Source organism: Mycolicibacterium xanthum, from assembly GCF_019710635.1.
Classification (GTDB): domain Bacteria; phylum Actinomycetota; class Actinomycetes; order Mycobacteriales; family Mycobacteriaceae; genus Mycobacterium; species Mycobacterium xanthum.
This window is the reverse complement of record NZ_JAIFZS010000025.1, coordinates 74,532-97,892: the sequence shown is the minus strand read 5'-3', so window position 1 is coordinate 97,892 and position 23,361 is coordinate 74,532. Positions and strand designations below refer to the sequence as shown.

Genomic DNA, 23,361 nt, shown 5'->3' with positions numbered 1-23,361 from the left:
CATTACGGGGCTGTCGTTGATCGTCGATGTGTCGACAGCCCACTGACCTGCACAACGGCAACGGGGGAACCGCAATGGATTCGACGACACGACCTTCACACGCCGCAGCACCTGTCGAGACGACCGGACACGGCGCATTCTCGCCAGCCGGCGTCTCCTGGGCCAGCGGCTTCGGCAGCCCAATCGCGGGAGGCACACTGCTGGCATTGGACTATTGGAATTGGGACAAGAAGGCCGAAGCCGGATTCGGCTTCGCCGCAGTCATCTTGGCGACCATCATGATCGCCGGGGCACTCACCTTCCTGATGCCCGTCGACATCTGGCCGCTGGGCATCTGGTACGTGGTCGTCTTCGGTGCCTACGCGGGAATCGGCCATCTCGTAGCCGAGTATTACCAGGGCACCCAGTTCGAAGCCCACCTTGCCGCGGGCGGCCAAAAGATTGCCGACTGGGTCAGCGCCGGTCTCGGAGTGGGCTTCGCCATTCCGCTGATCTACGTTTACTCCCTTGGCTAGCCCGCTCGACGCGGGCGACGGCCTGTAGCCACTGGAGGCGTACCGCTAACGTGAGGGGGAGAGATGGTTTCGCCTGGGCGGTACGTCGATCCGGCAGGATCGGGTCGGCAACGCTACTTCGACGGCGCTCGCTGGATGGAGAATTACCATCCACAGTCCGTCCCGGCGCCTTCGGCGTGGCCTACAGTTGATGGCCGGCACGGAACAGTTGGCGCATCCGACCGCGATCTGCAACGGAGTGCAGACGCGCCTACTGGGACGGCGCACAGTGGGTATCCCGCTACCGCAGCTATGACGTAGTGGAGTTCCCTGGCCGCCGGCCTTCCGGGCCTGAACCGGGCCGACTCGGAAGGCGTTTCGCTGCACGACTGCTGGACTGGTTGTTGATTGCATTCTTGGTGTTCCCCCTGCTGTGGTTGTACGCGGAGTCGGAGGACGCAATCGCAAGCTACGTCCTCGAAGTGATCCTTGCCGTGGTCACTTTTGGCTACTTTGTGGTCTTCGAGATCACCCTGGGCTGGACCCCGGCCAAGAAGGTTCTGGGTCTGTCCGTGCGCGGGCCCGGCGGCATGCCCAATCCTGTGCTCAGGCAGTCAGCTTTCCGCAACTCGTTCGAGTTGCTGGACATCCTTCCCATCCACCTTGTTCTACCGCTTGCCGCTGCCGACGCCGTCAGCTATTCGCTCTTCGGCGTCGTGTACATCACCATCGCCGCGACCATCCACTACAGCCCTACCAAAGAGGGCTTACACGACAACCTCGCCGGTGGCACCCAGGTCCTGAAGGGTGGACCATCTGTGAGAACCTCACCGCCTGGGTCCCACTGAGCAGCCGGGCACCGCCCCGCAGGTGCCCGTTGTGCGGCAGGCCGTCGGCAACGCCCCGACTCGATTTCTACGTGCGTCAGCGCGGATCTTGACACCGGCTTGCGGCCCGCGGGTGGTGCGTTGATTCCTCTACGCGCCAGGGTGTTTGAGCGATGACCCGCGCTGGGAGGCGGTGACCGCCGGCTGCCCGGTCTAGTTGGTGTCTGGTGCTGGGGGTTCGTAGGGGTCGTACCACCACCAGTCGGCGCGTTCGCCGGTGGGTCCACGGTAGGGCGGTGCCGCAGGTGGGGGTTGGGTGGGGGGGCGGGCCAGTGATGCGGAGCTGAGTTGTCGGCCGAAGCGGTCGGTGACGGTGATGCGGGGGGCGGGTCCGGTGATGGTGATGCCGCCGCGGTGATGCAGCCGGTGATGGTAAGGACACAGCAGCACCAGGTTGTCCAGCTCGGTCAGCCCGCCGTGTTCCCAGTGCCGCAGGTGATGAGCGTGCAGGCCGCGGGTGGCCCCACACCCGGGCACCGCGCAGGTGGGATGGCGGTGCTCCAGCGCGCGGCGCAGCCGCCGGCTGATCAGCCGGGTGGTGCGCCCGGCGCCGATCGGCTGCCCGTCGCGGTGAAACCACACCTCGCAGGTGGCGTCGCAGAGCAGGTATTGGCGCTCAGCCTCGGACAGCAGCGGGCCCAGGTGCAGGGCGGCGATCTTGTCCTTGACGTCCAGATGCGCGATCACAGTGGTGCGGTGCCCATGCGGGCGGGCGGCGGCTTCGGCGTCGAAGCCGGCCTCGACCAGCCGCATAAACGCGTCGATCGTGGTCGGGAACGGTGCCGCGGTATCGGTGGCGCGCTCACCGATCTCGTGGCCCCCCGGGCCGCCGGGGCCGCCGGGGCCGCGACCGTCCTGCCCGCCGTGACCGTCCTGCCCGCCGGTGTCGTGGTCACGTTTGTAGTCGGCGACCAGCGCGTCGAGGTGGGATTGCAGGGCGGCGTCGAACGTCGCGGCCTCCAAATGCGGCAGTTTGATGCGCCACCAGGTGTACTGCTCATCGCTGCCCTTACTGATCGTGGCTCGTGGCTGGAAGCGGGGATCGGGCTCGGGGGTGGGGCGGGGTTCGAGTTTGACCGCGGTGCGCAGCTGGGTGACCGTGGCGTAGCGGGCCAGCTCGGCGTAGTGGTCATCGGAGCCCTGTCCGGCGCGTTCGGCGATGACGCCGACCTGATCCAGGGACAGTCGGCCTTCCTGCAGTCCGGCTACGCAGCGCGGGAAATCGTCGAGGCGCTCGGCGATGGCGGTGATGGTCTGCGCGTTGTTGGGGGAGCAGCCGGTTTTCCAGGCCATCAGCGCGGCCACCGACCGTGCTCCGGTGATGCCCAACAGCTGGTGGCGGTCCAGTTCGGCGGCGATCTGCACGATGCGGCCGTCGATCGCGTTGCGCTGACCCGCCAACTGCGACAACTCGTCAAACAACGCATCCAGCCGGTCAAGAGGACTCAGCCCCACCACCCCACAAGCAGTCGACGAAGACATAACCTCAGCATGGCAGTCCCTACCGACAAATCCGGGCAGCCTGATCAGGGTGCCAGTGCAGGAGGCCCAAAACCGAACAGCAACAAACTAACTCGCTGCGATGGCTGAACCCAGAACTGTGAGCGAAGTCTGCTTTGATGCAACCCGGATTCATCGGCGTCGCGATACAATTGTCAGTTCACGGCAGGTTGGTCGAGCAGCGGCCTCGGTCGGTCGACTGCGACAGTGCATCCTGTCGATGTTTGGCAGACTTGAGCCGGCCGGCAAGCGTTCGATCATGCTCATCGAGCCGAGGTGCTCACCGCGTTGACGAATCGGGGCGACAAGGTATACCTCGAGAACACCGACATGCTCGGCGTTGTAACACCAAAGCGTATGGCCACCACAACAGTCCGTCTGCAGCCATGGCGGGCGCCCGAAATGCGGATCATCCGCGCACAGGATCAGGAACGAGCACGAACCCGCGTTGCGTACGCGGCGCGGTCCACTCGCCGGTGTGGCCACACAGTAGGCAACTGAGTCGTCGGTGGCGCTGCTCGCGCCACCGGCATCGGTCCCATGTGACCGCTGGGCGGGAGACAATCTGGGCGCGCCCGTCACAAGCCGGGAAGCGCACGAGGATCTGCTCACCGAAACAAGAGCCGCTTCAGGGGCCAGCAAAGCGATGGCCCTCTCCGCCCGCAGTTCCCACCATTCCGTCATGTCGCCTCTTCCGAACGGCCCGTAAGAGATCAGAACCATTTGGGGTGCGATCGCGAAGAGCCTGATCCAGCCACTGCGGGAGCACGCTGCGTTGTGGCGACAGTTCTCCCCTGCGGTTGCCCGAAGGGGAAAACCGACGGTGGCGCTTCGGCTTATCGTGATAGCGGTGAGGCGCGTTCAGCAGGAAGTGCCGCAGTCTGATTCGAACACCGGAGGGCAGCGGCAGAAGACCGCGGGCCACTCGGGCGGGCTGCTGAGCCTCCAATGCGCTGCGGGGAACCACGCGATCTCGGTCCTTCTCCAGCGTGCGCCCGGCGAGGACGAACAGACGAAACCTCGCTCGCCCGGCGTGCTCGGTGATCTGGCGTCGGATGTGTTCGGCGCCATCGTGGGCACCGAGACGGGTGGCAATGTCAGGGAATCCACCATGCACACCGTCGCCGGCGTGTCGGCGTCCTACGCAAGCGCCTCGCAGCATATCGCGTCGCGAACGGTATCAACGCTCAAGAAGATGTCCGACGAGCAGCTCGACGAGCTCGACCTGAGCCGCAACGACGTGAAGGAAGCAAACGCGATCACGTACCGTGTCGGCATCATTTGGGACATCGCGGTCAACGGCTCCGGCGTCGAGACGGTGCCGACGCTGAAGGCGCGCATCGCAGACCGCGGTAAGAACTGGCTGGCACGAAGCAGACTCACCGACGCCGACCTGGAAGGTCTGCTCCTCAGCCGAAAAGTATTCAACGAGCTACGCACCACGATGACGGCCCACGGGGGGCGTAGCGCGCTCAAGAAGGACGAGAACCTGCGGGCCAAAGTCGCCGACCAGTTCGCCGAAACGGATGGTGCGCGGACCGCCAATCTGCGCGCCGCCGATATCCGGGTCTACATCATCAAGGGCTTCGGCGAGGACGCCGCCGCCTGGCAGCGGGTCGCCTTGACCCGCCCGAAGGCGGACGGGAGTCAGGACGATCTGGGCGCCCGCATCGAAGCGGCCGCCGAGGGCGAAGGCGGCTGGCGGCTTCCGCGCGTCGACATCGAAGGGGCAGTGCGACGTATCGTCGCAGCAAACCCGCAGCTGTCCGACGAAGACGTGCTCGAGCGTGCGGTGGCTCACCAGTCCCAGCACGCCGTCGACCGCAGCTCCAAATACTGGACGCGGACGCTCGCCCGGTTCCGCCAGCTGCGCTCCGACCGTGCGGGCGGCAGCCCCTGGCAACCGCCCGGGGCGGAGACCCCCACCAGGCCGGACCCTACGCCAGTGCCGAGCCCGGAACCTGCACCGCAGGCACCGTCCGGTCCTTCGGCGGCGCCCGACGATCTTGCGGGTGCGCTCGACCTCGCGCGCTCGCCCCTGACTACCGTCATGGCCACCACAACCCTGCTGTCACCACTGCAACTCAAGGGCTCGGTCGGGCGCAACGGCGACAACAAGCCGCTCGAGCTGGCGGCTGTGCTACTGCGGTTCATCGGCCTCGGGAGAGCCAAGCTGTCGATCAGCGCCCAGGCACTGGTCGACGCGATCCGGCTGTTCCAGCAGCAAGAAGCCGGCATGAAAACCGGGGATGGGCGGATCGACCCGGGCGGGAAGACGCTGGGTGCGCTCAACCGCGTCTGGTCAGGCGGGTCAACCAAGTCGACGCCGCCCACCGCACCCTCCCCCGAGCCGTCGCCTGACCCGGTAGCGCCCGCACCCAAACCCGATCCGACGCCAGCGCCGGGACCATCCACGACACCACCGAAATCCTCTGTTGCGCTGCCGCTATCCGGATCGGTCGGATCAGGCGGCGCGAACCACTCAGCCGATGTCGCCGCGGTACGTCGACGACTCGGCGAACTCGGCTACCAGGCGGGCGACACCGACGAAGGGCTCACCGCCGCGATCAAGAGCTTCCAACGTGACGCGCTGAACACCGACGGTGATGGGCTCGTCTCGGTCGCAGGACAGACCCACAACGCGCTGATCATCGGAGCCGGAGCGGGCACCGGAGCCAGCGACACCGAGGTCGCCGGGGTGGTAGCCGCGCACACCAATCCCGCCGTGGTCGACCTACGATTCCGGATCGAGAGCCTCGAGACGTTCCAGCGATCGATCGCGCAGGTCGCGAACGAAGAGCAGGGCGCCGCCCGCGACGAACTCGTGGACAAGATCGGTGAGCTGCGCGCCCTGGTCGATGGCCTCGACAGCGCCGGCCTTCCCGCCGCGGAGCTCCAGGCGGTGCAGACCTGGGCGCATCGCAGACTGAACGCGTTGTCGCCCTATTACTCCCAAGGGCGCAACGTCAACTTCCTCGAGACCTCGGGCAAGACTCGCACCTGCAATCTCACCTGCATGGCGATGGCGCTCGAGGCGCTCGGCAAGGGCACCTCGAGCTACGGCGGGGACCGCGAACTACTGCAGAGCATCCGCGACTACAAGGGAACGGGGAAGCACTACAACTACAAGCGCGAGTTCGACCGCGAGACCAAGTACAGCGACAGGGTCGGTGAGGACCTCGACGGGTTGCGCCTGCCGGACTTCCTCCAACTGGCGATGGTGGCTCGCAACATGGCCGCGGGAAAGGACATTCGCGGCGCGGTCAAAGGCGCGTGGGACGACATCCTGTTCCCGAGCCGGATGGCCGAGGTGGCCGTCAAGTTCGGGGTGTCCGCGTATGTCCGGGACGGACTCGGATCATCTGTGTCGAACCGGCACGACCGTCACGTCGAGGCCATCGGAGGGCTGCTCGACTCCGGCGCCCAGATTGTCGCGTTGACACCCGGGCATTTTGTCCGCGTCGAGGCCATCACCGACAGCGGACTGAAGGTGGACGATCCCGGACGGTCCTCCAAGCGGGACATGATCGTGCCGTGGAGCAAGACCGGCAGCTATATCCGAAAGCTGCTGGTGATCGGTTGAACGCCTATTCTCGTCAGGGCCCGCTGACCTGGGCTGCCGCTTCGATGCCGGCGTGTCAACTACGCCACGGCCTTCCCGCCGTGCAGGCATTCGTGACCAGAACTCGCCCCTAACGGAGGCTCAGGACAATTCTGCCGTTCAACGCAATGTCGACCCGCCGCCAGGCCACATTCTCGGTCTGATCCTGCTCACCTGATTCGCGCGCAGAGGTCTCGCCATGCCCGGTGACGGTTATCTGCTCATCTGGCACAGCGAAGCCGGGGACCACGTCCTTGATCTGCTGAAGCACATTTTGCGACCGAGAAAGTGACAGCTGCATGTTGTGCTCGTCTGTGCCCGTAGTGCTGGCGTACCCATCGATTCGCATGTTCGTGTTCGAGCTTTCGAGAGTACTGAGGTGCAGCGCTGAGATTCGTCGCACCTCCGCGATACCCTCCGCGGACAGCAGCGGATCGTCGATACCGAAATGAATTGCTTCCGAGGCGGTGAACGCTGCTTCGCCGCGCACCTCTGGCGGAGGAGTGAGGTTGGCACGGATTTCATCATCGGTTCCGCCAATCCAACCTGCTGTACCGCCCGCCTCGATACCGGCGTGCATACCGACCTCTGCGAGCGCTCCGAACCCAGGCAGCGGAAGGGGAGGCAAAGAGCCGTCGCCCCAAACTGTCATCATGGCAGCGCTGCCGCCTCCACCAGCGCCGACCGAGGCGGACGCCTGAACGCCGGTGATCAAGAAGGGTCCGTTGAAGTTCTGCGGATCCCAGGGGTATGGAGTCTCGAACGTCGACCACGGGGTGATTAGATTTGTGGTGAAACCACCTGATGCACCGAGGGAGAACTGCACAATTCCCATGCCCAGTTCTCGCCGCCACACTGGCTCGGTGTTGTCTGCAGCGTCAGGACCGTCACCAAGATATTCGATCTCGAAGGTTCCTTCCATCAAGCCTGCGCCAGCCAGCAGGTCACCGCTGAAACCCCACAAATTGATCGCGTAGCGGTACGTCCTCATCTGATCGGTGCCACCGTCAGACCGGAAGCCCAATAGCGATTGAACGTCCCGGGTGAACTCCGGATGTCCGATTACTAACAGCTGCAACCAATTCCAGTACGATTTTTGGTTGCCCTCATGGGTGTAGAGGTCGCACATCAACTTTTCCATGACTAGCCGGCGCACGAGGGGGCGCTGCTCGTGGGCGTGCATCGCAAAGATCTTCGCAAGGCAATCATCGGCGTGACTGGCTGGAGCAATCCTCACGATGTCGCTGTCTTCAGTCCAGTAATCGCGAATACGTCGTTCTAGGATTTCCAGGTTGTGATTTAGATTCTCGTGCTCCTCGCGATCCAGCGGTGCAGCCACGCCGGCTGCAATGATTTCGCGCACCCCGTCGGGCAATGCGTCAATCGCCTCCTGCGGCGGTCTCGGCGCGGTAGATACTTGCTCAAATTCGTGAGACCAGCCGCCCGAGGACATGGTGAGCAACGGGGAACCCTTGCTGCCCTCACGGACCGTGAGAAAGCCGCTGGAAACGTAGCGCCCCGTCGCCGAATCGTACTTATGGTAGCGGAACTGCGTCTTTCCACCCTCCTGGCCGACAAGGTCCGCGGTGATGCGGCGCTGAGTCATCGACTGAGTTTGCCGACCGGCGAAGGTCAGGGATTCGCGGTTCTGGTACCACCCCTCCAAGTGATATCCAGCCTGGTTGAATTGCAGCGTGGTCCGGTTGTAGGCACCCGGATCGATAGCTTCATAGCTACCGGTGATATTCAAAGGGGTGGTCTCGGGCAAAGCGATAGATTCGGCGCCTGCGTCCAACGCCCGCTGCAGCCGCAGGGCGGGTAGCTTCACGGCTCCGGCGGTCGCGCGGTTACCCACAAGATTCTGCAGGCTCACCACCGTGGCGAAGTCGGACAGCCCGGCAGGAAGGGTTGCCGGCGACCGTTGGCGGGCTGCGGAGCGGTTCTCGGGCTTGGTGGTTTGGCTACTGCCGTACTCGCCGCAAGGCCGTACAGCGCGCATTGGTGACCTCCGTCAACGTAAGAGCTCGGCTAGGCCGATCCGTCCTTGAACTCGTCCTCTTGCCGCTGGACGTACGTCTGCACCATCTCATCTTCTTCCTCGGGCGCCTCCTCCTGACGCTGAAGCTCCGGCGCCACCCGATACGCATTGGCCACCGCCTCCCGCTCGAACCGGTCCAAGGGATCACTGATTTTGACTCCCCCGCCGGCGTCGCTGCCGTCCACCGGACCACTGCGCTGCTGCACCACATGGGTGAGCTCGTGGGCGAGCATGTGCCGGCCCGAGTCGGAGCCTGGGTCGTACTTGCCGTGCTGGAAGACGATGTCGGATCCCACCGTGTACGCCTGTGCATTCACTGATTTCGCCGAGTCGTGCGCTGCCCCGTCGTTGTGGATGCGGACGTCACCGAAGTCATGGCCGAAGCGGCTTTCCATATCCGCGCGCACATCGGCTGACATCGGCGACCCGCCGGTGTTGATCACGTCCTGAACGGGGGAAGTCTCCTCCTCCACCAGCCCCGCCACCCCGGCGTTGCCGACGGTCCGCTGCAGGCCCATCAGGGCGTCCGGGCCGGCCGCGTCGAGCCGACCCGACAGCGCGGCCCGCAGCGAGACGGCATCGGGCTCCTCCAGCCGGGACGCTCTGGGCCGTAGCTCCGATTCTGTTCCATGGTCATGGTCGTGGGCATGCATTTGGTCCTCGCCTCCCTCGGATGGGACAACGATCCACCCGATCCGACGACAATGGGAGACACGACCGCGAGTGCGACAGGGCAGCATCGAATGCCCGAAGGGGCAACAAAGCAGCTGCTGCCCCAAAGTGCACCAGTGGATGCCCGCGCGGCAGTCCGCTCGATACTGACGCCCGAATGCCAAGCGGCGCAACATCATGACCAGCCCATCGCAATCACCGAGGAGGCAAAATGCCGACGTATCTTTCGCCGGGCGTCTATGTCGAGGAAACCGACTCCGGCTCAAGGCCTATTCAAGGCGTGGGGACCGCCGTCGCGGCGTTCGTCGGCCTCGCCGAGAAGGGGCCTTTCAACAAACCCACCCTGGTCAGCAACTGGACCCAGTACAACAAGAATTTCGGCGGGTTCGTCGAGGGCGCATGCTTGGCCGAGTCCGTCTTCGGATACTTCCAAAACGGTGGCGGCAACGCCTACGTCGTGCGCATCGGAGAAGGCGCCAATGGCAATGGCTCCAACGGCGCCCAGAAGCAGGTCGAGTCTGCTCCGCAGGGCGTGCTGGCCAATTACAAGGTGCTGGCACTGGACCCACACACCCCACCCGACACGGTGCGCGTCGAGGTCACCGAGTACCACAACGAGGGCGAAGAGCACCCGGCCGGACTGAAGCTGGTGGTGCACCGCGACGGCGACGTCGTCGAGGAGTTCCCCGGCGTCACCACCGGCCGTGGCAAGGCCAACATTCAGACAGTCGTCAACGCGTCCTCCAAATTCGTCACGCTCGAGCAGATCGCCGGACGCACCGCCGAGGACCTGCACGCCGGCATGCAGGTAGCCCTTGCCGCGCCGGCCGAGGTGGCGATGGCCAGTCCACCCGCACGGCTCAGCAGCGAGGACTACATGGGCGACGTCGAGGATCGCAGCGGCATAGCTGGTCTGGAGGCTGTCGACGAGATCACCATGCTCTGCATGCCCGACCTGCTGACCGCATACCAGCGCGGCGCCATCGACCTCGACACCGTGCAGGTGGTGCAGAGGGCGATGATCGACCACTGCGAGTTGATGGGTGACCGGATGGCCATCCTGGACCCGCCGCCGGGGCTGAACGCCCAGCAGGTCAAGGAGTGGCGGGTCGACAAGGCCGGCTACGACTCCAAGTTCGCCGCACTGTACTGGCCCTGGCTCAACGTCGCCGGCCACAAGTGCCTGCCCCCGTCGGGATTCCTGGCCGGCATCTGGGGCCGCAACGACGACACCCGCGGGGTGCACAAGGCTCCCGCCAACGAGGTGGTCCGCGGAGCCATCGGCCTGGAGACCCAGATCACCCGCAAGGAGCACGATCTGCTGAACCCGGCCGGCATCAACTGCATTCGTGCGTTCCCCGGCCGGGGTATCCGCGTGTGGGGCGCACGCACCCTGTCCTCCGACTCGGCGTGGCGCTACCTGAACATCCGGCGGCTGTTCAACTACCTCGAGGAGTCGATCCTGGAGAACACCGACTGGGTCGTGTTCGAACCCAACGACCAGGCGCTGTGGGCCAAGCTGCGGCGCACCGTCAACGCCTTCCTGGTCAACGAATGGCGCAAGGGCGCGCTGTTCGGCCTGACCCCGGCCGAGGCTTTCTATGTCAAGTGCGACGACGAGACCAACCCCGCCGAGGGCATCGACGCCGGCGAGGTGGTCTGCGAAATCGGCGTAGCCCCGGTCAAACCCGCCGAGTTCGTGGTCTTCCGGCTCTCTCAGTTCTCCGGCGGAACCAGCCTGGTCGCCGAGTAACACCAACGTAGAAAGATAGGTGACAGTCATGGCGCTTCCCGAAAACGACAGCTCGGTGGGCCATTCGTTCGGTCTGGAATTCGACGGCATTCAGATCACCCACATCACCGAGTGCACCGGCCTGAAGATGGAGCAGGACGTCATCGAGTACAAGTCGAACACCGCCTCCGACGGCAAGTACCTGATCAAGAAGCTCCCCGGTCGCTGGAAGGCCGGCGAGGTCACGCTGACCCGCCCCCTGACCGACAGCAACAGCTTCGAGAAATGGGTCAAGGACGCCCAGATCGGCAAGATGACGGACGCCCGCAAGGGCGGGGCGATCATCGTCTACGACTACGAGGGCAACCCGCTCAAGCGCTACACGATCACCAATGCGTGGCCCAAGAGCCTCGAACTGGGAACGCTGAAGGCCGGCGACACCAGCGTGCTGACCGAGAAGTTGGTGCTCACCTACGAGCAATGCGAGCCCGAGGGTGCGTAGGGAACGCGGGTACGGTGCCACCGCCCTGACCGATCCGCCCGGGCAGGACGCCGTCGATGACGCCCCGACGATGCGCACCGAGTTCCCGTTCCTCCTGCCCCGCGGATACGTCGACGCGTCGGGAACCGTGCACCGCCGAGGCGTGATGCGGCTCGCCACGGCACGAGACGAGCTCACCTCCCAGCGCGATGACCGGGTAAGGGAGAGCCCGAATTACCTTGCCGTGGTGCTGATCAGCCGGGTGGTCACCGAGCTCGGTGGGATCGAGGACGTGCACGCGGGCATCATCGAGAACCTGTTCGCCTCCGACCTGGCCTTCCTGCAGGACCTGTACCGGCGGGTCAACCAGGACGGACACACCCACGCACGAGTCACCTGTCCGGAATGCGACAACGAGTTCGCCGTCGACGTCGCGGGGAGCCGCCTGGGGGAATCGTGACGTACGGGGCCGACCAACTGCACGAGGAGGTCTCGTACATCGCCTACCACCTGCACTGGCCGCTACACGAGCTGCTCGACCTCGAGCACGCCGACCGGCGCTGCTACGTCCAGCTGGTTCGGCGGCTGGTAGCACGGGACCAACCGGAGGGGTGAGGATGCCGAAATGGTGGCCCTGGGGTCGGTCCGAGGACCCCCACGAGGCCAAACGGCCCGAGCCCGAGCCCGAGCCGGCCGCGCCGCGGCGGGAGTGGCGGCACGTACCCCCCGTGCAGCGCAGCGTCGGGCCGGCCGAACCCGTAGCCCGGTTCGCCGGGTTCACCGAGCAGCTCACCACGTCGCAGAACCCGGGACTCACCGGTGCGCTGCCGCTGCTGTCGACCGGGCACGACGAGCCGCTGTCGATCCTCGACCTGGGGCAGGGCAGCTCCCCGGCGACGCGGCCGAAAACCGCACCCACATCGACCCCGCGCACCTGGGCGCCGTCCCCGGCCGCGCTACAACGCGCCCTAGGCGGCACCACCACCCCGGTGCAGCGCGCGCCGGAATCCGCGGTGCCCGAACCCACAGCCCCGGTGCGCCGGCTGTACTCGGTCGCACCACTGCCGGACGCCCGGCCGGCCGGCTCGCTACTGGCCGCACCCAGCCCGGACGACCGGCGCCCCCTGGCCGTCGCTGCACCCGACACCGCCACCGCGAGTGGGACACCCCGCGACGCCGGGCCGGCTCCTGCACCGGCCATCCAGCGTTCCCTCGAAATCGCCGACGGCGCGACCGAGCCTCCACCCGCCGCGCGAAACCAGGCGATCGAGACGGCGGCAACACCGATCAGCCTTCCTGTCACCGGGCCGGCACCCGTCACGACTGCGCCCCACCCGCCGACGGTCACCACCCCTGCCCCGCCGGCCATCCAGCGCAGCCTCGCGGGCGTCGAACCGCCCCGGCCGCGAGAACTTCCGGCCGTCCGGGCCGCCGCGGCGGACTCCCCAGATCCCCCGCGGCCGAAGGGCGGCACGACTGCACCCCTTCCAGTGCTGCGGACCATCGACTCACTCGCCACGGTCCAGCGCGCGGCCGATGCCGGCACCGAACCAAGCACCCCAACCAGCCTCGGCGACCCGGCGCCGAGGCTGACAGCCGTACAGGTCGAGGCCCCGGTATGCAAAGCACCGGCGCAGGTTCCGGCCGGCCCGCTCGCCGCGCTACCCGTTTTGCGTGCCGTCGACACCGCCCAACCCGACAGCGCCCAACCCGACAGCGCACCAAAGGTGTTCAGGGACAGCGCACTCTCCACCGCCGATGTCCGCCCGGCACACACGCCACCCCCCGCGATGCACCCGCCGGCCCCCTCGGTGCAACGCATCCCGGTCGTCGACGCCGAACCGACGCCACAACGTCTCCCGGCCGTCGACGCCGGACCCTCGCCATCGCGCGCCCCGGCTCGCTCCGTACCGAATTGGCCGTCGAGCCCGGCACTCTCCGTCGAGAATGCCCCGGCGACAACGACGCCGACGCTCGGGCCCCGCCACGGCGGGGCGACCGCCGTCCCAACGGTCCCGACGTCGTCGATGGCGTCGACGACCGCACAGCGGTCCCTCGCGCTACCGGTGGTGCAGCGCGCGGCGGACGCCGGTGATCCCGCTGCCGCCCTGGCACCCGACCAGCCGGCGGCCCGGGGACGAATCCAGATTCTGCCGCCGGTGCGCCGCAGCGAGACCCCCACCGCATCGGACAACCCCGCCCGGTCGGTGCTGTCGGAGAGCCCGCGGCCGCTGGGCCTGCAGCGGATGTTCGCCCAGCAGGGCTTCGGCCCGTCCGACCGGTCCGCACCGGAGGACCGCGGATCAGCGGCCGTCCTGGCACCGTCAGCGGCGAGCTACGACCGGGCCACCAACACCATCACGTTCGCACCACCGTCGATCCAGCGCACCACCGAAACCTCTCCGCCCCCAGCCGAACCGACACCGGCCCCATCCGCCGTGAGCGCACCTGCGGCGCCGCATCCCGAGACCCGGACCGACGACATCGAGGACTTGGTCGACCGGATCTACGACCCGCTGGCCGCCCGGCTGCGGGCCGAACTCTGGCTGGACCGCGAGCGGGCCGGCGCCCTGATGGACCTGGGCCGATGACCGAAGGGAGCAACGATGGCTGACGACGCTTTCGTCGGCGTCACGTTCGCCGTCGAGCTGGACAAGATGCAGGTCGGCAGGTTCAGCAGCTGTGAGGGACTGGGCCTGGAGGTGGTGCTCGAGCAGCGTGAGGAAGGTGGCAACAACGGCATGGTGTGGCAGCTGCCCACCCGGCTGAAGTACAGCAACATCAAACTCAGCCGCCCCATCGGACCCGACAGCGAGAAGCTGACCGCGTGGATCATCAAGGCGCTCAACGGTCTCGAACCCACCACCGGCGTCATCTCTGCCCTGGACACCGAGGGCAGGCTCGTCGTGGAATGGTCGCTGGAGGGTGTGGTGCCGGTTCGCTGGACCGGCCCGAGCCTCAACCTCGACTCGGCCAAAGTGTTCACCGAGACACTCGAGATCGCCCATCACGGGTTCACCCCGAAGGCCGGTGGATGATGGCCGGCAAGGGAATCGCGTTGCAGGCCGAAGGTACGCCGAAGGCCGACGAGATCGTGCCGGCGGTGGGCGCCTCACCCGTGCGGGCCTGCCTGGAATTCTTCGAGCCCCGACACAACAAGGGCGGGTCACCGCAGTTGGGATCATCGGCGGGAAAGGTCGATTTCCAGTTCAACCCGAAGGAGGTTTCGATCACCAAATCCGCCAAGTGGGAACGAAAGACGAGCAGAAGCAAGAAGTCCGGACCGCCCGAATACAGTGGCGCCGAACCGTGCAAGCTGTCGCTGGAACTGTTCTTCGACTCGGCCATGGACACCGGCATCGACGTCGTCGCAGCGGTCGACGACCTGTTCCGCTGCTGCGTGCCGTGTGACGCATCGACCCAGAGCGACAAGCCGATGCCCTACCTGGTCCAGTTCAAGTGGGGCAGCGTCACCAGCTTCCCGGCGTTCATCACCCAGGTCCAGGCGAAATACACGCGGTTCGCGAGCAACGGCATCCCGGTCCGGGCGGTGTGCACCGTCAGTCTAGAGGAGATCGACATCACCCCGGGAAAGCAGAATCCCACCTCCGGATCGATGTCGGCCGACCGGGTACACACCGTCGTGGACGGCGATACGCTCGCCCTGCTGGCCTATCGGGAGTACGGCGACCCCCAGTTGTGGCGCCCGCTGGCCACCCACAACGGGATCGACGACCCGATGCGGGTGCCCGCCGGCTCCCAGCTGCGGCTCCCCACCCTCGAGACGCTGCTCGCCGGGGTGGGGTGATCGAGATGGCGACCACCGCGGGATTTCTGGTCGAGTTCGACGGAACCGCCCTCGCAGACGACCTCGCCGACCTGATGACCTCGGCCTACGTGGACAGCAGCCTGCGACTCCCGGACGCCTTCCTGCTGCGCTTCCGCGATCCGAACCGGATCGTGATCGAGAAGTCCGGTGTGACGATCGGCACGAAGGTGACCGTCAGGTGTTCCAGCAGCCAGACCCAGACGCCGGAGACGCTGATCAGCGCCGAGGTGACCTCGCTGGAGGCCGAGGCCGGCGGCTCCGGATCGTTCACCATCATCCGCGGATACGATCCGGCGCACCGGTTGTTCCGCGGTCGTCACACCCGGTCCTACACCCAGATCACGGCCTCCGATGCGGTCCGTGAGGTCGCCGACCGGGCGGATCTGCCGGCTGGCCGGATCGATTCCAGCAGAACGGTTTTCGATCACCTCGGCCAGTTCGGGCAGACGGACTGGGACTTCCTGGACCGGATCGCCAGGCGGATCGGCTACGAGATCGCCGTCCGGGACCACAAGTTGGACTTCCGGCCCCGCGAGCCCGCCGCCAGCGCGCCCTCCGCCGATTCCGGCGACAGCGATCCGCTGGTGCTCCGGCTCGGCACCGACCTGCTCCGGTTTCGCTCCGTCATCACCGCCGCCGAGCAGGTCGCCGACGTCGAGGTGCGCGGCTGGGACACCGCGCAGAAACGCGCCATCGTCAGCGTGGCACCGGCCGAGACCGCGTGCGTCGACCTCCCCGCCATCACCCCCGCAGATGTGGCGAAACCCTTCGGCGCCCCGCGCTACGTCGCCGCCGACGTGGCGTACCGCACCCAGAGCGAGGCCGACGGCGCGGCCACCGCGCTTGCCGACGAGATCGGCAGCTCGTTCGCGGAGCTCGACGCGGTCGCGCGCGGGAACCCGAAGCTTCGCGCCGACGTCGGCATCACGATCGAGAACGCCGGGAAGCCGTTCGACGGCAAGTACACGATCACCGCCGCGCGCCACCGGTTCGAGCCGGCCAACGGCGGCTACACCACCGCGTTCTCGGTGACCGGCCGGCAGGAGCGGAGCATGTACGGCCTGACCGCGGGCAGCGGCCGCACCCCCCGCACGCCGGGCGTCGTCATCGCACAGGTCAGCGACGTCAGGGACCCCAGTGCGCAGTGCCGGGTCAGGCTCACCTTCCCGTGGCTGTCGGACGACTACGTCAGTGACTGGGCCCGCGTTGTGTCACCCGGGGCCGGGAAGGGCCGCGGCGCGATGTTCATCCCCGAGGTCGGCGACGAGGTGCTGGTCGCGTTCGAACAGGGCGATCCCGACCGTCCGTACGTGATCGGCGGCCTCTGGAACGGCGTCGACACCCCGGACGACAAGGGCACCACGCTGGTCGACGGCGGCACCGGCGCGGTCGACCGGCGCTCACTGGTATCCCGCAACGGTCACCGGATCGACCTGCTCGACGACGATGGCCGCAGCGAAGGCATCACCGCCGAAAGCGGCGACGGAACACTGCGATTCACCATGGATGCGGTGGGTACCCGCATCGAGGTGCACAGTGACGGCAGCGTCCGCATCGAAGGCGGGAAGGGCATCGTCGTCGACGCCGGGGGCGCCGACCTGGACCTGAAGGGCCGCAGGGTCGCGATCGCCGCCACCAACGGGGTGAGCGTGTCCGGCGGCGCCGGTCCGGTCGACGTCGAATCCGACACCGCAATGTCGTTGCAGGGCAACAAGGTCAAGGTCGAGGGCAAGGCGACCGCGGAGCTCACCTCGGGCGGCCCCACCACCGTCCGCGGCGCCGTGGTCAGGATCAACTGAGGGGATGACGATGCCACCAGCAGCACGGGTCGGAGACCAGACCGGCCACCCCGGGACCATCGGGCCGCCGATCCCGCTACCGAGCGTGTTCATCGGCGGCGGGCCGGCAATCACGGTGGGCACGCCCCACATCTGCACCATGCCGCCGCCCGCCGGCCCGCACGGAGTCGAGGCCATCACCGGCCCCTGTAGTTCGACGGTGTTCATCGACGGCAAGCCGGCCGCCCGCGTCGGCGACCTCGCCGTGGCCGCCCCCATTCTCGGCCCCGGCTGTCCCACCGTCCTGATCGGAGGCTGACCCATGACACCCGACTTCATCGGCGCGGGCTGGAGCTTCCCGCTGGGCCTCGATCCCACCAACGCCTTCGCCCTGGTGACACAGGCGCGCGACATCGAGCAAGCGATCGAGCTGATCATCCGCACCGCGCCCGGCGAGCGGCCGATGCGACCCGAATTCGGTTGCCGCATCCAGGATCACCTGTTCTCCCCCACCAACGAGACCACCCGCGCCGCGATCGCCCACGACGTGCGTTCGGCCCTTCAGCTGTGGGAGCCGCGCATCGACGTCGAGGACGTCCGCGTCGAATTCGACGAACATCACCAGGGCATGTTCTACATCGATGTCGGCTATCGCATCCGCGGGGACAACGACGACCGCAATCTGGTCTTCCCGTTCTATGTCATCCCCGACGAACCCGGCGAACCGCGTGTGGTGGACCGGCCTCCCGTCCCCGCGCCGAACGGAGCCTGACCGATGCTGCCCGCACCCAACCTGGACGACCGGACCTTCCAGAGCCTGGTCGACGATGCCCGGCGACATGTGCACCGCCACTGCCCGCAGTGGTCCGATCACAACATCTCCGACCCGGGCATCACCCTCATCGAGACCTTCGCCATGATGGTCGACCAGTTGATCTACCGGCTGAACCAGGTTCCCGACCGCAACTACATCAAATTCCTGGACATGCTCGGCCTCGAGTTGCGTGCCCCCGGAGCCGCCCAGGGCGAGGTCACCTTCTGGCTGTCGGCGGCCCAACGCCACACCATCACCGTGCGCGCCGAGACCGAGGTCAGCACCGACCGCTCCGACGTCACCGATCCGATAGTGTTCTCGACCACCGAGCAGCTCGACATCGTCGCGTGTTCCCTGGACACCGGGAGGGTCGCGACGGCGGGCGCGGGTTCTGAACCGCGCCCCCGACTCAACGGCTCCGCGGGCGACGAGTTCCCCTGCTTCTCGGAGCGTCCGTCACCGGGCGACGCCCTGCTGATCGGCCTCGATCGAGCGGTGCCGTCGTGCGCCGTGTCCCTGCGGGTGGACTGCCGGGTGTCGGGGGTGGGCGTCGACCCCAACGACCCGCCCTATGAGTGGGAGGCATGGACGGACCAGGGGTGGGCGCGCTGCGAGACCGAACGCGACGAGACCAGGGCGTTCAACCAGCTCGGTCACGTTGTGCTGCATGTGCCCCGAGGGCACCTTCTGGACTCCCCTCGCGAGATCGGCGGAAAACCCCAGGGCTGGCTGCGGTGCCGCCTCAAGGACGGCGTGCCCGGACAACACACCTATCAGGAATCCCCTCTGATCAAATCGATTTCGGCCCAGACCGTCGGCGGCACCGTCCCCATCGTGCAAGCCAGGGTCATCCGCGGAGAGAGCATCGGAACCTCCGACGGCACCCCGGGCCAGCGGTTCGCCCTGCGGCACAACCCGGTGCTGCCCTGGCCGCACTGCACGCTGACCGTCACCGCCGACGGCGAGACGACGGAATGGCACCCGGTCGACGATTTCGGCGGGCAGAACGCGACCAGCCGCTGCTTCCACATCGACCCGGTCAACGGGAAGGTGGTGTTCGGCCCGTCGGTGCGGGAAGCCGACGGGCGCCTGAGCCAGTACGGCCAGATTCCGCCGAAGTCGGCATCACTGACGATGGCCGCCTACCGGACCGGGGGCGGTACCCAGGGCAATGTCGGGGTGCGACAGATCCGGGTGCTCAAGACCAGCGTTCCGTACGTCGAGCGCGTGGAGAACCGTCGGGCAGCCGTCGGTGGCGCCGCGGCCGAGACCGTCGAGGACCTGAAGAACCGCGGACCGATGCTGCTGAGAAGCCACGGAAAGGCGGTGACCGCACAAGATTTCGAGCAACTCACCCGGGAGAAGGCTCCCGGGATCGCACGGGCGCACTGCCTGACCGCCACCGACGACCGCGATGCCGGACTGGTGCGGGTGCTGATCGTGCCGCACGTGTCCAGCGACGCGATGGGAATGGTGCGCCGCGAGGACCTCGATCCGCTGCCGGCGACGGTCGACACCATCCGCGAACACCTTGACGAGCGCCGGGTGATCGGCTGCCGGGTCGCCGTCCAGGCGCCGACCTACGTCGGGGTGACGGTCGTCGCGACGGTCGGCGCGCTGCCCGGCTGTGCCCAGGACCGGCTCACCGGGGACATCCAGCGGGAGTTGAACCGGTTCCTGCACCCGTTGACCGGTGGCCCCGACGGCCGCGGCTGGCCCCTCGGACATCCCCTGAGCGCCAACCAGATCGCCGCCGCGCTGGCGTGGGTTCCCGGCCTGAACACCGGCGAGGACATCACGATCCAGCTCTTCCCGGTAAACCCGGCCACCGGGGAGCGGGCCCGCCAGCCCGTCGACCGGATCCCGCTGGCCCGCGACGCGCTGGTCTATTCGTTCGGCCGGCACAGCATCCGGGTGAGGTGACGATGCGACACGGAGTCGAGGGCCTGACCTCACCGCTTCCCCTGCTGCACACCATGCCCGCGGTGTACCGGTCCGATCCACAGACCGAGCGTTTGTGCGCGGCGCTCGACGAGGTACTGGCACCGGTGTTCGCCACGCTGGACTGCCTGACCGCCTATCTCGACCCGCGCACCACCCCCGCCGACATGCTCGGCTGGCTGGCCGGCTGGATCGGGGCCGACGTCGACGGCCACGAAACCGTCGAACGTCAACGCGAGCTCATCGCGACCGCCATTGCGCTGCTGCCGTATCGCGGCACCAAGCGCGGCGTACAGGCAGCGGTGGCGGCGGCCTGTCAGCGGCCGACCGAGGTGCTCGAGGTCCCCGGACACCCGGTGCCCACTCTTGTCGTGCGGGTCACCGTCGAACGCGGGGACGCCGTGGACACCCGATGGCTGGGCGAGATCGTGAACGCGGTGAAACCGGCGCACATCCCGCACCGGGTGGAGCCGGTCATCGGCGCGGGGGACACAGTGGCTGCGGCGGCAACGGGTGCGGCAGACACCTTGGCCGAAACCACCCGGATACCGATCGTCGGCGACGCCGGGCAGTCAGAGGACGGGCAGCCGTAGCTCTGCCTGTCGACGGGAATGTTCGCGGCGGACGTATTCCGCTGAGCCGGTGTCTCCGAGCTTCTCGTGGACCTCCGCCAGAGTTGACCACGGACAGTCCTGATAGGGGTCGAGCTGCACCGACCGGCGTGCGCCGGCCAGTGCCTGCTCGTAGTCGCCGCGGTCGCGGTGATCGGCGGCCAGCGCGGCGGCGGCCGCCGCGGCGAGGTGCCGCAGCCGGTCCCGCTCGATGTCGAAATACTCCACGCCCGCCAGCTCCGGCAGTAGGTCGGCGACGTAGAGACCGAGCGCGCAGCGCCGCGCGGCCATCCGGCCCGCGATGTCACCTCTCGCGGAGAGCCGATCGGCCTGTGCCAGAGCCGTCTCGAAGTCACGGACATCAACCGCGACGGCGCCGGGCGATGACAGCCGGTAGGACTCACCGCGACGCTCGATCGTGGCGGCGGTGTCGAGCAGGCCGCGCGCACTCGACACCGCGACCTGGAGTCGGTGTCCCGCGACCGCGTGATCCACCCCGGGCCAGAGGATGTCCTCGAGGGACTCCCGGTGGTGATCCTGACCCGGCGCCAGCGACAGTATCTGCAGCACCGCACGGGCCTTGGGCCGCAGCCGGTCTACCGGAGCGTCGGCTCCGCCGATGCGCATGCGGTACCCGCCGAAACACGTGATGTCCACCGCCGGGCCACCCCTGGCGGCCGGCCGCTCTGCCCGCACGGCCGACAGCGGGATCCCGCACTGACCCGCGACCTCCGCCGCGTCGGCCTGTGGATGATCCTCGGGCACCGATGCGGACAACAAACCCATCGCCCGGGCTTCCGCGCCACGGCAACCCAACCTGCGACTCGTGACCACGGCCTCGCGAAGCGCACCCGGCGCCGACGCGCTGGTCATCGCGGCCAGGCGACACCACAGTTCCAGCACCGGCGCATCCAATACGCGAAACTGTTCGCCCGCCGCCGCGAAGTCGTCCGAACCGTCGTGCCCGATTCTCTGTTTCGCCATCCCCAGCGCGAAGCCGAGCAACCCGGCTCCCCAGCCATCGCCGGCACGTTCGGCCGATCTCACCAACGCCGAGCCACCGTCCAGCAGCCAGTCAGCGTCCTGAGACAGCAGTAGCGAGATGTGCTCGAGCCCATGACACATCCGCGACACCCATGGCAGACCTTCGCTTTCGGCAATCGCTGCCAGCGTGCCGAGCCGAGACGCGGTTTGCGAACAGGCGCCGTCAATGAGCTCGAGCGCAGCGCAGGCCGCACCGGCACAGATCGCCGCCAGCTGGTCCGCGGATTCCTCTCTTCCGATGACGGTCAGCAACTCCCGCGCCTGCCGCAGCTCCCCCGCCGCCAGCGCCGCCAGCCCACGCGAAAGCCGGGCCCGGGCCGACACGGGTGGGCACCCGGCTTCGGCGAACTCCGGTGCCTGCCGGAGTGCTTCGCGCAGATACCCACTCCAGTGCCCGCCGCCCTCCGGCTGTCCCGGTTCGGTCCATCGATGCCCGGGTGACCACATGGCCACGGCGTGCGCTTCGTCCAGACAGATCTGCTGATAGCCCGGATCGTCGTAGAGCCGCTGCGCACGGCCGTAGGTTTCGGCCGCGCGACTCAAAGCACCTTCGCGTACCAGCCGGCGCGCGTGTGCCAGCGCCAACCAGGGATCGTGCTGCCACGTGCTGGCGGGCAGCAGGTCCGGGTCGTCGACCGCGCTGACGTCGAGTCGCGCCTCAGACACGTCGCGGACCAAGCGCGACACCGACCCCCAGTCACCGGCCTTCGCGAACGCCCTGGCGGCCGCCTGGATCTCGCCCAGCGACTCGAGCACCTCGGCGCTCCTCCGGTACCACGCATCCGCCTCCGCCTGCCCACACTCCTCGACCAGCGCCAGCTCCAAATGCGACTGGAGCACCGCGTGGTAGCGGAAGTAGACACCACCGTCGTCGGTGGAGGTGAACAATTGCGCGGCTTCGAGCTCCTCGAGGACCTGGTGGCTTCCGGTGGCCCCGAGCAACGCGTCGCAGGCCTCCCCCGACAGCCGGCCCAGCGCGCAGGTGCGAAGGAGGAATCGCCGACGATCGGCCGGCAGGTCCGCCAGCACATTGCGAGCCAGATAGGCGCGCACCAGCTTCGATCGGCCTGCCAGATCGCTGACCGCCTGATGACGTTCCCTCGTCGTGTGACCGGAGGTGGCCAGCCGGAAAAGCTGCAGGCCGGCGGCCCATCCGCCGGTCCTCCGAGTCAGCGCCGCGGCCGCCTCGGGACGCAGCGGCTCGTCGTAGACCGAGGCGAACAGCTCCTCGACCTCCCAGGTGCGGAACCGCAACTCGTCCGGTCCGATCTCGCGCAGGGCGCCCGATACCCGCATCCGGGGCACGTTGATCTCCGGCGATCGTCTGGAGCCGCAGAGCACCCGGAGCCTGCGAGGACGCAGCCAGATGAAGTCCTCGAGGGCCTTTTCGGCCGGGCTATCGGCGATTTCGTGCAGATCGTCGAGGACCAGCAGGCCGCCGGGACCGTTCCAGCTCTCCAGCGCAGCGAGCAGTTCCGCCATCCCGGCGGGTGGGCGGCCGCTTTCCAACAGCTCGGCCAGCGCCTCGGCGATGTGCGCCACCAGACGAGCCTCCGACGAGTCATCGCTGGTGACGCGGTACCAACCGACCGGCCCCTCGGTTGCTGCGGCGACGCGGGCCAACAGGGTCGACTTCCCGGACCCGGCGGGAGCGATCACCATGCCCAATGTGGTTGGCGCGTCGCATAACAGCGGCTTCTCCAGCCGTTCCCGTTCCAGCCCCGAAGGATCGGGCACCCTGAGTTTCTCCCGAAGGACAACACAGCCGCTCACTTACCCTCACCGCCCCAGTACGGAACCTCAACTCGAGTCTCTGTCGTCGTATCGCGAAGGCTCCTCGGTGGCTGCGCGCCACCCGTCCTCTTCCCCCACGACGAAACATCGACCCACCAATCGGCGTTTCGCTAATTCAGACACGACCAGTATGGGCTCGAGCGGT

20 protein-coding genes are annotated in these 23,361 nt (G+C 67.5%); 16 read left to right on the top strand and 4 right to left on the bottom strand.

Translation table 11 applies throughout. The features are described 5' to 3' along the window. Positions 1-74: 74 nt before the first annotated feature. The 3 genes from JDV09_RS11790 to JDV09_RS11780 all read left to right on the top strand — a co-directional run bounded on the left by JDV09_RS11790 (position 75) and on the right by JDV09_RS11780 (position 1,342). Entirely contained in the window at positions 75-515 is a 441-nt protein-coding gene (locus tag JDV09_RS11790) for a hypothetical protein (RefSeq protein ID WP_221369310.1), read from the top strand. A gap of 63 nt (positions 516-578) precedes the next feature. Further along, positions 579-815, top strand: a complete 237-nt coding sequence (locus tag JDV09_RS27485; RefSeq protein WP_221369309.1) for a DUF2510 domain-containing protein — start codon at positions 579-581, stop codon at positions 813-815. 98 nt (positions 816-913) lie between these two features. After that, entirely contained in the window at positions 914-1,342 is a 429-nt protein-coding gene (locus JDV09_RS11780) for an RDD family protein (protein ID WP_372452903.1), read from the top strand. A gap of 192 nt (positions 1,343-1,534) precedes the next feature. Here JDV09_RS11780 and JDV09_RS11775 read toward each other — a convergent pair whose 3' ends face one another. Then, positions 1,535-2,863 carry an HNH endonuclease signature motif containing protein gene (locus JDV09_RS11775; protein ID WP_221369307.1) on the bottom strand — a complete coding sequence of 443 codons (1,329 nt, stop codon included), beginning with the start codon at positions 2,861-2,863 and terminating at the stop codon, positions 1,535-1,537. A gap of 868 nt (positions 2,864-3,731) precedes the next feature. Between JDV09_RS11775 and JDV09_RS11770 the strand changes: the two genes are divergently transcribed. Beyond that, positions 3,732-6,464 carry a peptidoglycan-binding domain-containing protein gene (locus tag JDV09_RS11770; RefSeq protein WP_221369306.1) on the top strand — a complete coding sequence of 911 codons (2,733 nt, stop codon included), beginning with the start codon at positions 3,732-3,734 and terminating at the stop codon, positions 6,462-6,464. Positions 6,465-6,573: 109 nt separating this feature from the next. On the opposite strand, the gene JDV09_RS11765 is transcribed toward JDV09_RS11770, so the two are convergent. Both JDV09_RS11765 and JDV09_RS11760 read right to left on the bottom strand, forming a co-directional pair. Beyond that, positions 6,574-8,481 (bottom strand): OmpA family protein, encoded by a 1,908-nt coding sequence (locus JDV09_RS11765; protein WP_221369305.1) that lies wholly within the window; start codon positions 8,479-8,481, stop codon positions 6,574-6,576. 29 nt (positions 8,482-8,510) lie between these two features. Beyond that, on the bottom strand, positions 8,511-9,173 hold the full coding sequence (locus tag JDV09_RS11760; RefSeq protein WP_221369304.1) for an eCIS core domain-containing protein: 663 nt from the start codon (positions 9,171-9,173) through the stop codon (positions 8,511-8,513). Positions 9,174-9,403: 230 nt separating this feature from the next. Here JDV09_RS11760 and JDV09_RS11755 point away from each other — a divergent pair, with 230 nt between their 5' ends. From JDV09_RS11755 to JDV09_RS11700, 12 genes are read left to right on the top strand one after another with little or no spacing between them, the layout of a single operon-like run. Further along, positions 9,404-10,945, top strand: coding sequence for a phage tail sheath family protein (locus JDV09_RS11755; protein WP_221369303.1), 1,542 nt, complete (start codon positions 9,404-9,406; stop codon positions 10,943-10,945). A gap of 28 nt (positions 10,946-10,973) precedes the next feature. Next, entirely contained in the window at positions 10,974-11,426 is a 453-nt protein-coding gene (locus JDV09_RS11750; protein WP_221369302.1) for a phage tail protein, read from the top strand. Continuing rightward, positions 11,419-11,865, top strand: coding sequence for a hypothetical protein (locus tag JDV09_RS11745; RefSeq protein ID WP_308124096.1), 447 nt, complete (start codon positions 11,419-11,421; stop codon positions 11,863-11,865). The genes JDV09_RS11750 and JDV09_RS11745 overlap by 8 nt, the downstream gene beginning before the upstream one ends. Continuing rightward, positions 11,862-12,020 (top strand): DUF6760 family protein, encoded by a 159-nt coding sequence (locus tag JDV09_RS11740; RefSeq protein WP_221369301.1) that lies wholly within the window; start codon positions 11,862-11,864, stop codon positions 12,018-12,020. Before JDV09_RS11745 ends, JDV09_RS11740 begins: the two co-directional genes overlap by 4 nt. Positions 12,021-12,022: 2 nt before the next feature. Beyond that, a complete protein-coding gene (locus tag JDV09_RS11735; protein ID WP_221369300.1) occupies positions 12,023-13,996 on the top strand; it encodes a hypothetical protein in 1,974 nt (657 codons plus the stop codon). A gap of 15 nt (positions 13,997-14,011) precedes the next feature. Then, positions 14,012-14,443 (top strand): phage tail protein, encoded by a 432-nt coding sequence (locus JDV09_RS11730; RefSeq protein ID WP_221369299.1) that lies wholly within the window; start codon positions 14,012-14,014, stop codon positions 14,441-14,443. Then, positions 14,443-15,213: a CIS tube protein gene (locus JDV09_RS11725; RefSeq protein WP_255605210.1), complete on the top strand. Its 771-nt coding sequence runs from the start codon at positions 14,443-14,445 to the stop codon at positions 15,211-15,213. Before JDV09_RS11730 ends, JDV09_RS11725 begins: the two co-directional genes overlap by 1 nt. A gap of 5 nt (positions 15,214-15,218) precedes the next feature. Next, on the top strand, positions 15,219-17,033 hold the full coding sequence (locus JDV09_RS11720) for a VgrG-related protein (protein WP_221369297.1): 1,815 nt from the start codon (positions 15,219-15,221) through the stop codon (positions 17,031-17,033). Between the two features lie 4 nt (positions 17,034-17,037). Continuing rightward, a complete protein-coding gene (locus JDV09_RS11715) occupies positions 17,038-17,331 on the top strand; it encodes a PAAR domain-containing protein (RefSeq protein ID WP_255605209.1) in 294 nt (97 codons plus the stop codon). 3 nt (positions 17,332-17,334) lie between these two features. Then, positions 17,335-17,784: a gp25 family contractile injection system sheath assembly initiator gene (locus tag JDV09_RS11710; RefSeq protein WP_221369296.1), complete on the top strand. Its 450-nt coding sequence runs from the start codon at positions 17,335-17,337 to the stop codon at positions 17,782-17,784. A gap of 3 nt (positions 17,785-17,787) precedes the next feature. Next, positions 17,788-19,749: a putative baseplate assembly protein gene (locus JDV09_RS11705; RefSeq protein WP_221369295.1), complete on the top strand. Its 1,962-nt coding sequence runs from the start codon at positions 17,788-17,790 to the stop codon at positions 19,747-19,749. Positions 19,750-19,751: 2 nt separating this feature from the next. Beyond that, positions 19,752-20,360 carry a phage tail protein gene (locus JDV09_RS11700; protein WP_221369294.1) on the top strand — a complete coding sequence of 203 codons (609 nt, stop codon included), beginning with the start codon at positions 19,752-19,754 and terminating at the stop codon, positions 20,358-20,360. Here JDV09_RS11700 and JDV09_RS11695 read toward each other — a convergent pair. After that, positions 20,340-23,159 carry an AfsR/SARP family transcriptional regulator gene (locus tag JDV09_RS11695; protein WP_308124095.1) on the bottom strand — a complete coding sequence of 940 codons (2,820 nt, stop codon included), beginning with the start codon at positions 23,157-23,159 and terminating at the stop codon, positions 20,340-20,342. The genes JDV09_RS11700 and JDV09_RS11695 overlap by 21 nt on opposite strands. Between the last annotated feature and the right edge of the window lie 202 nt (positions 23,160-23,361).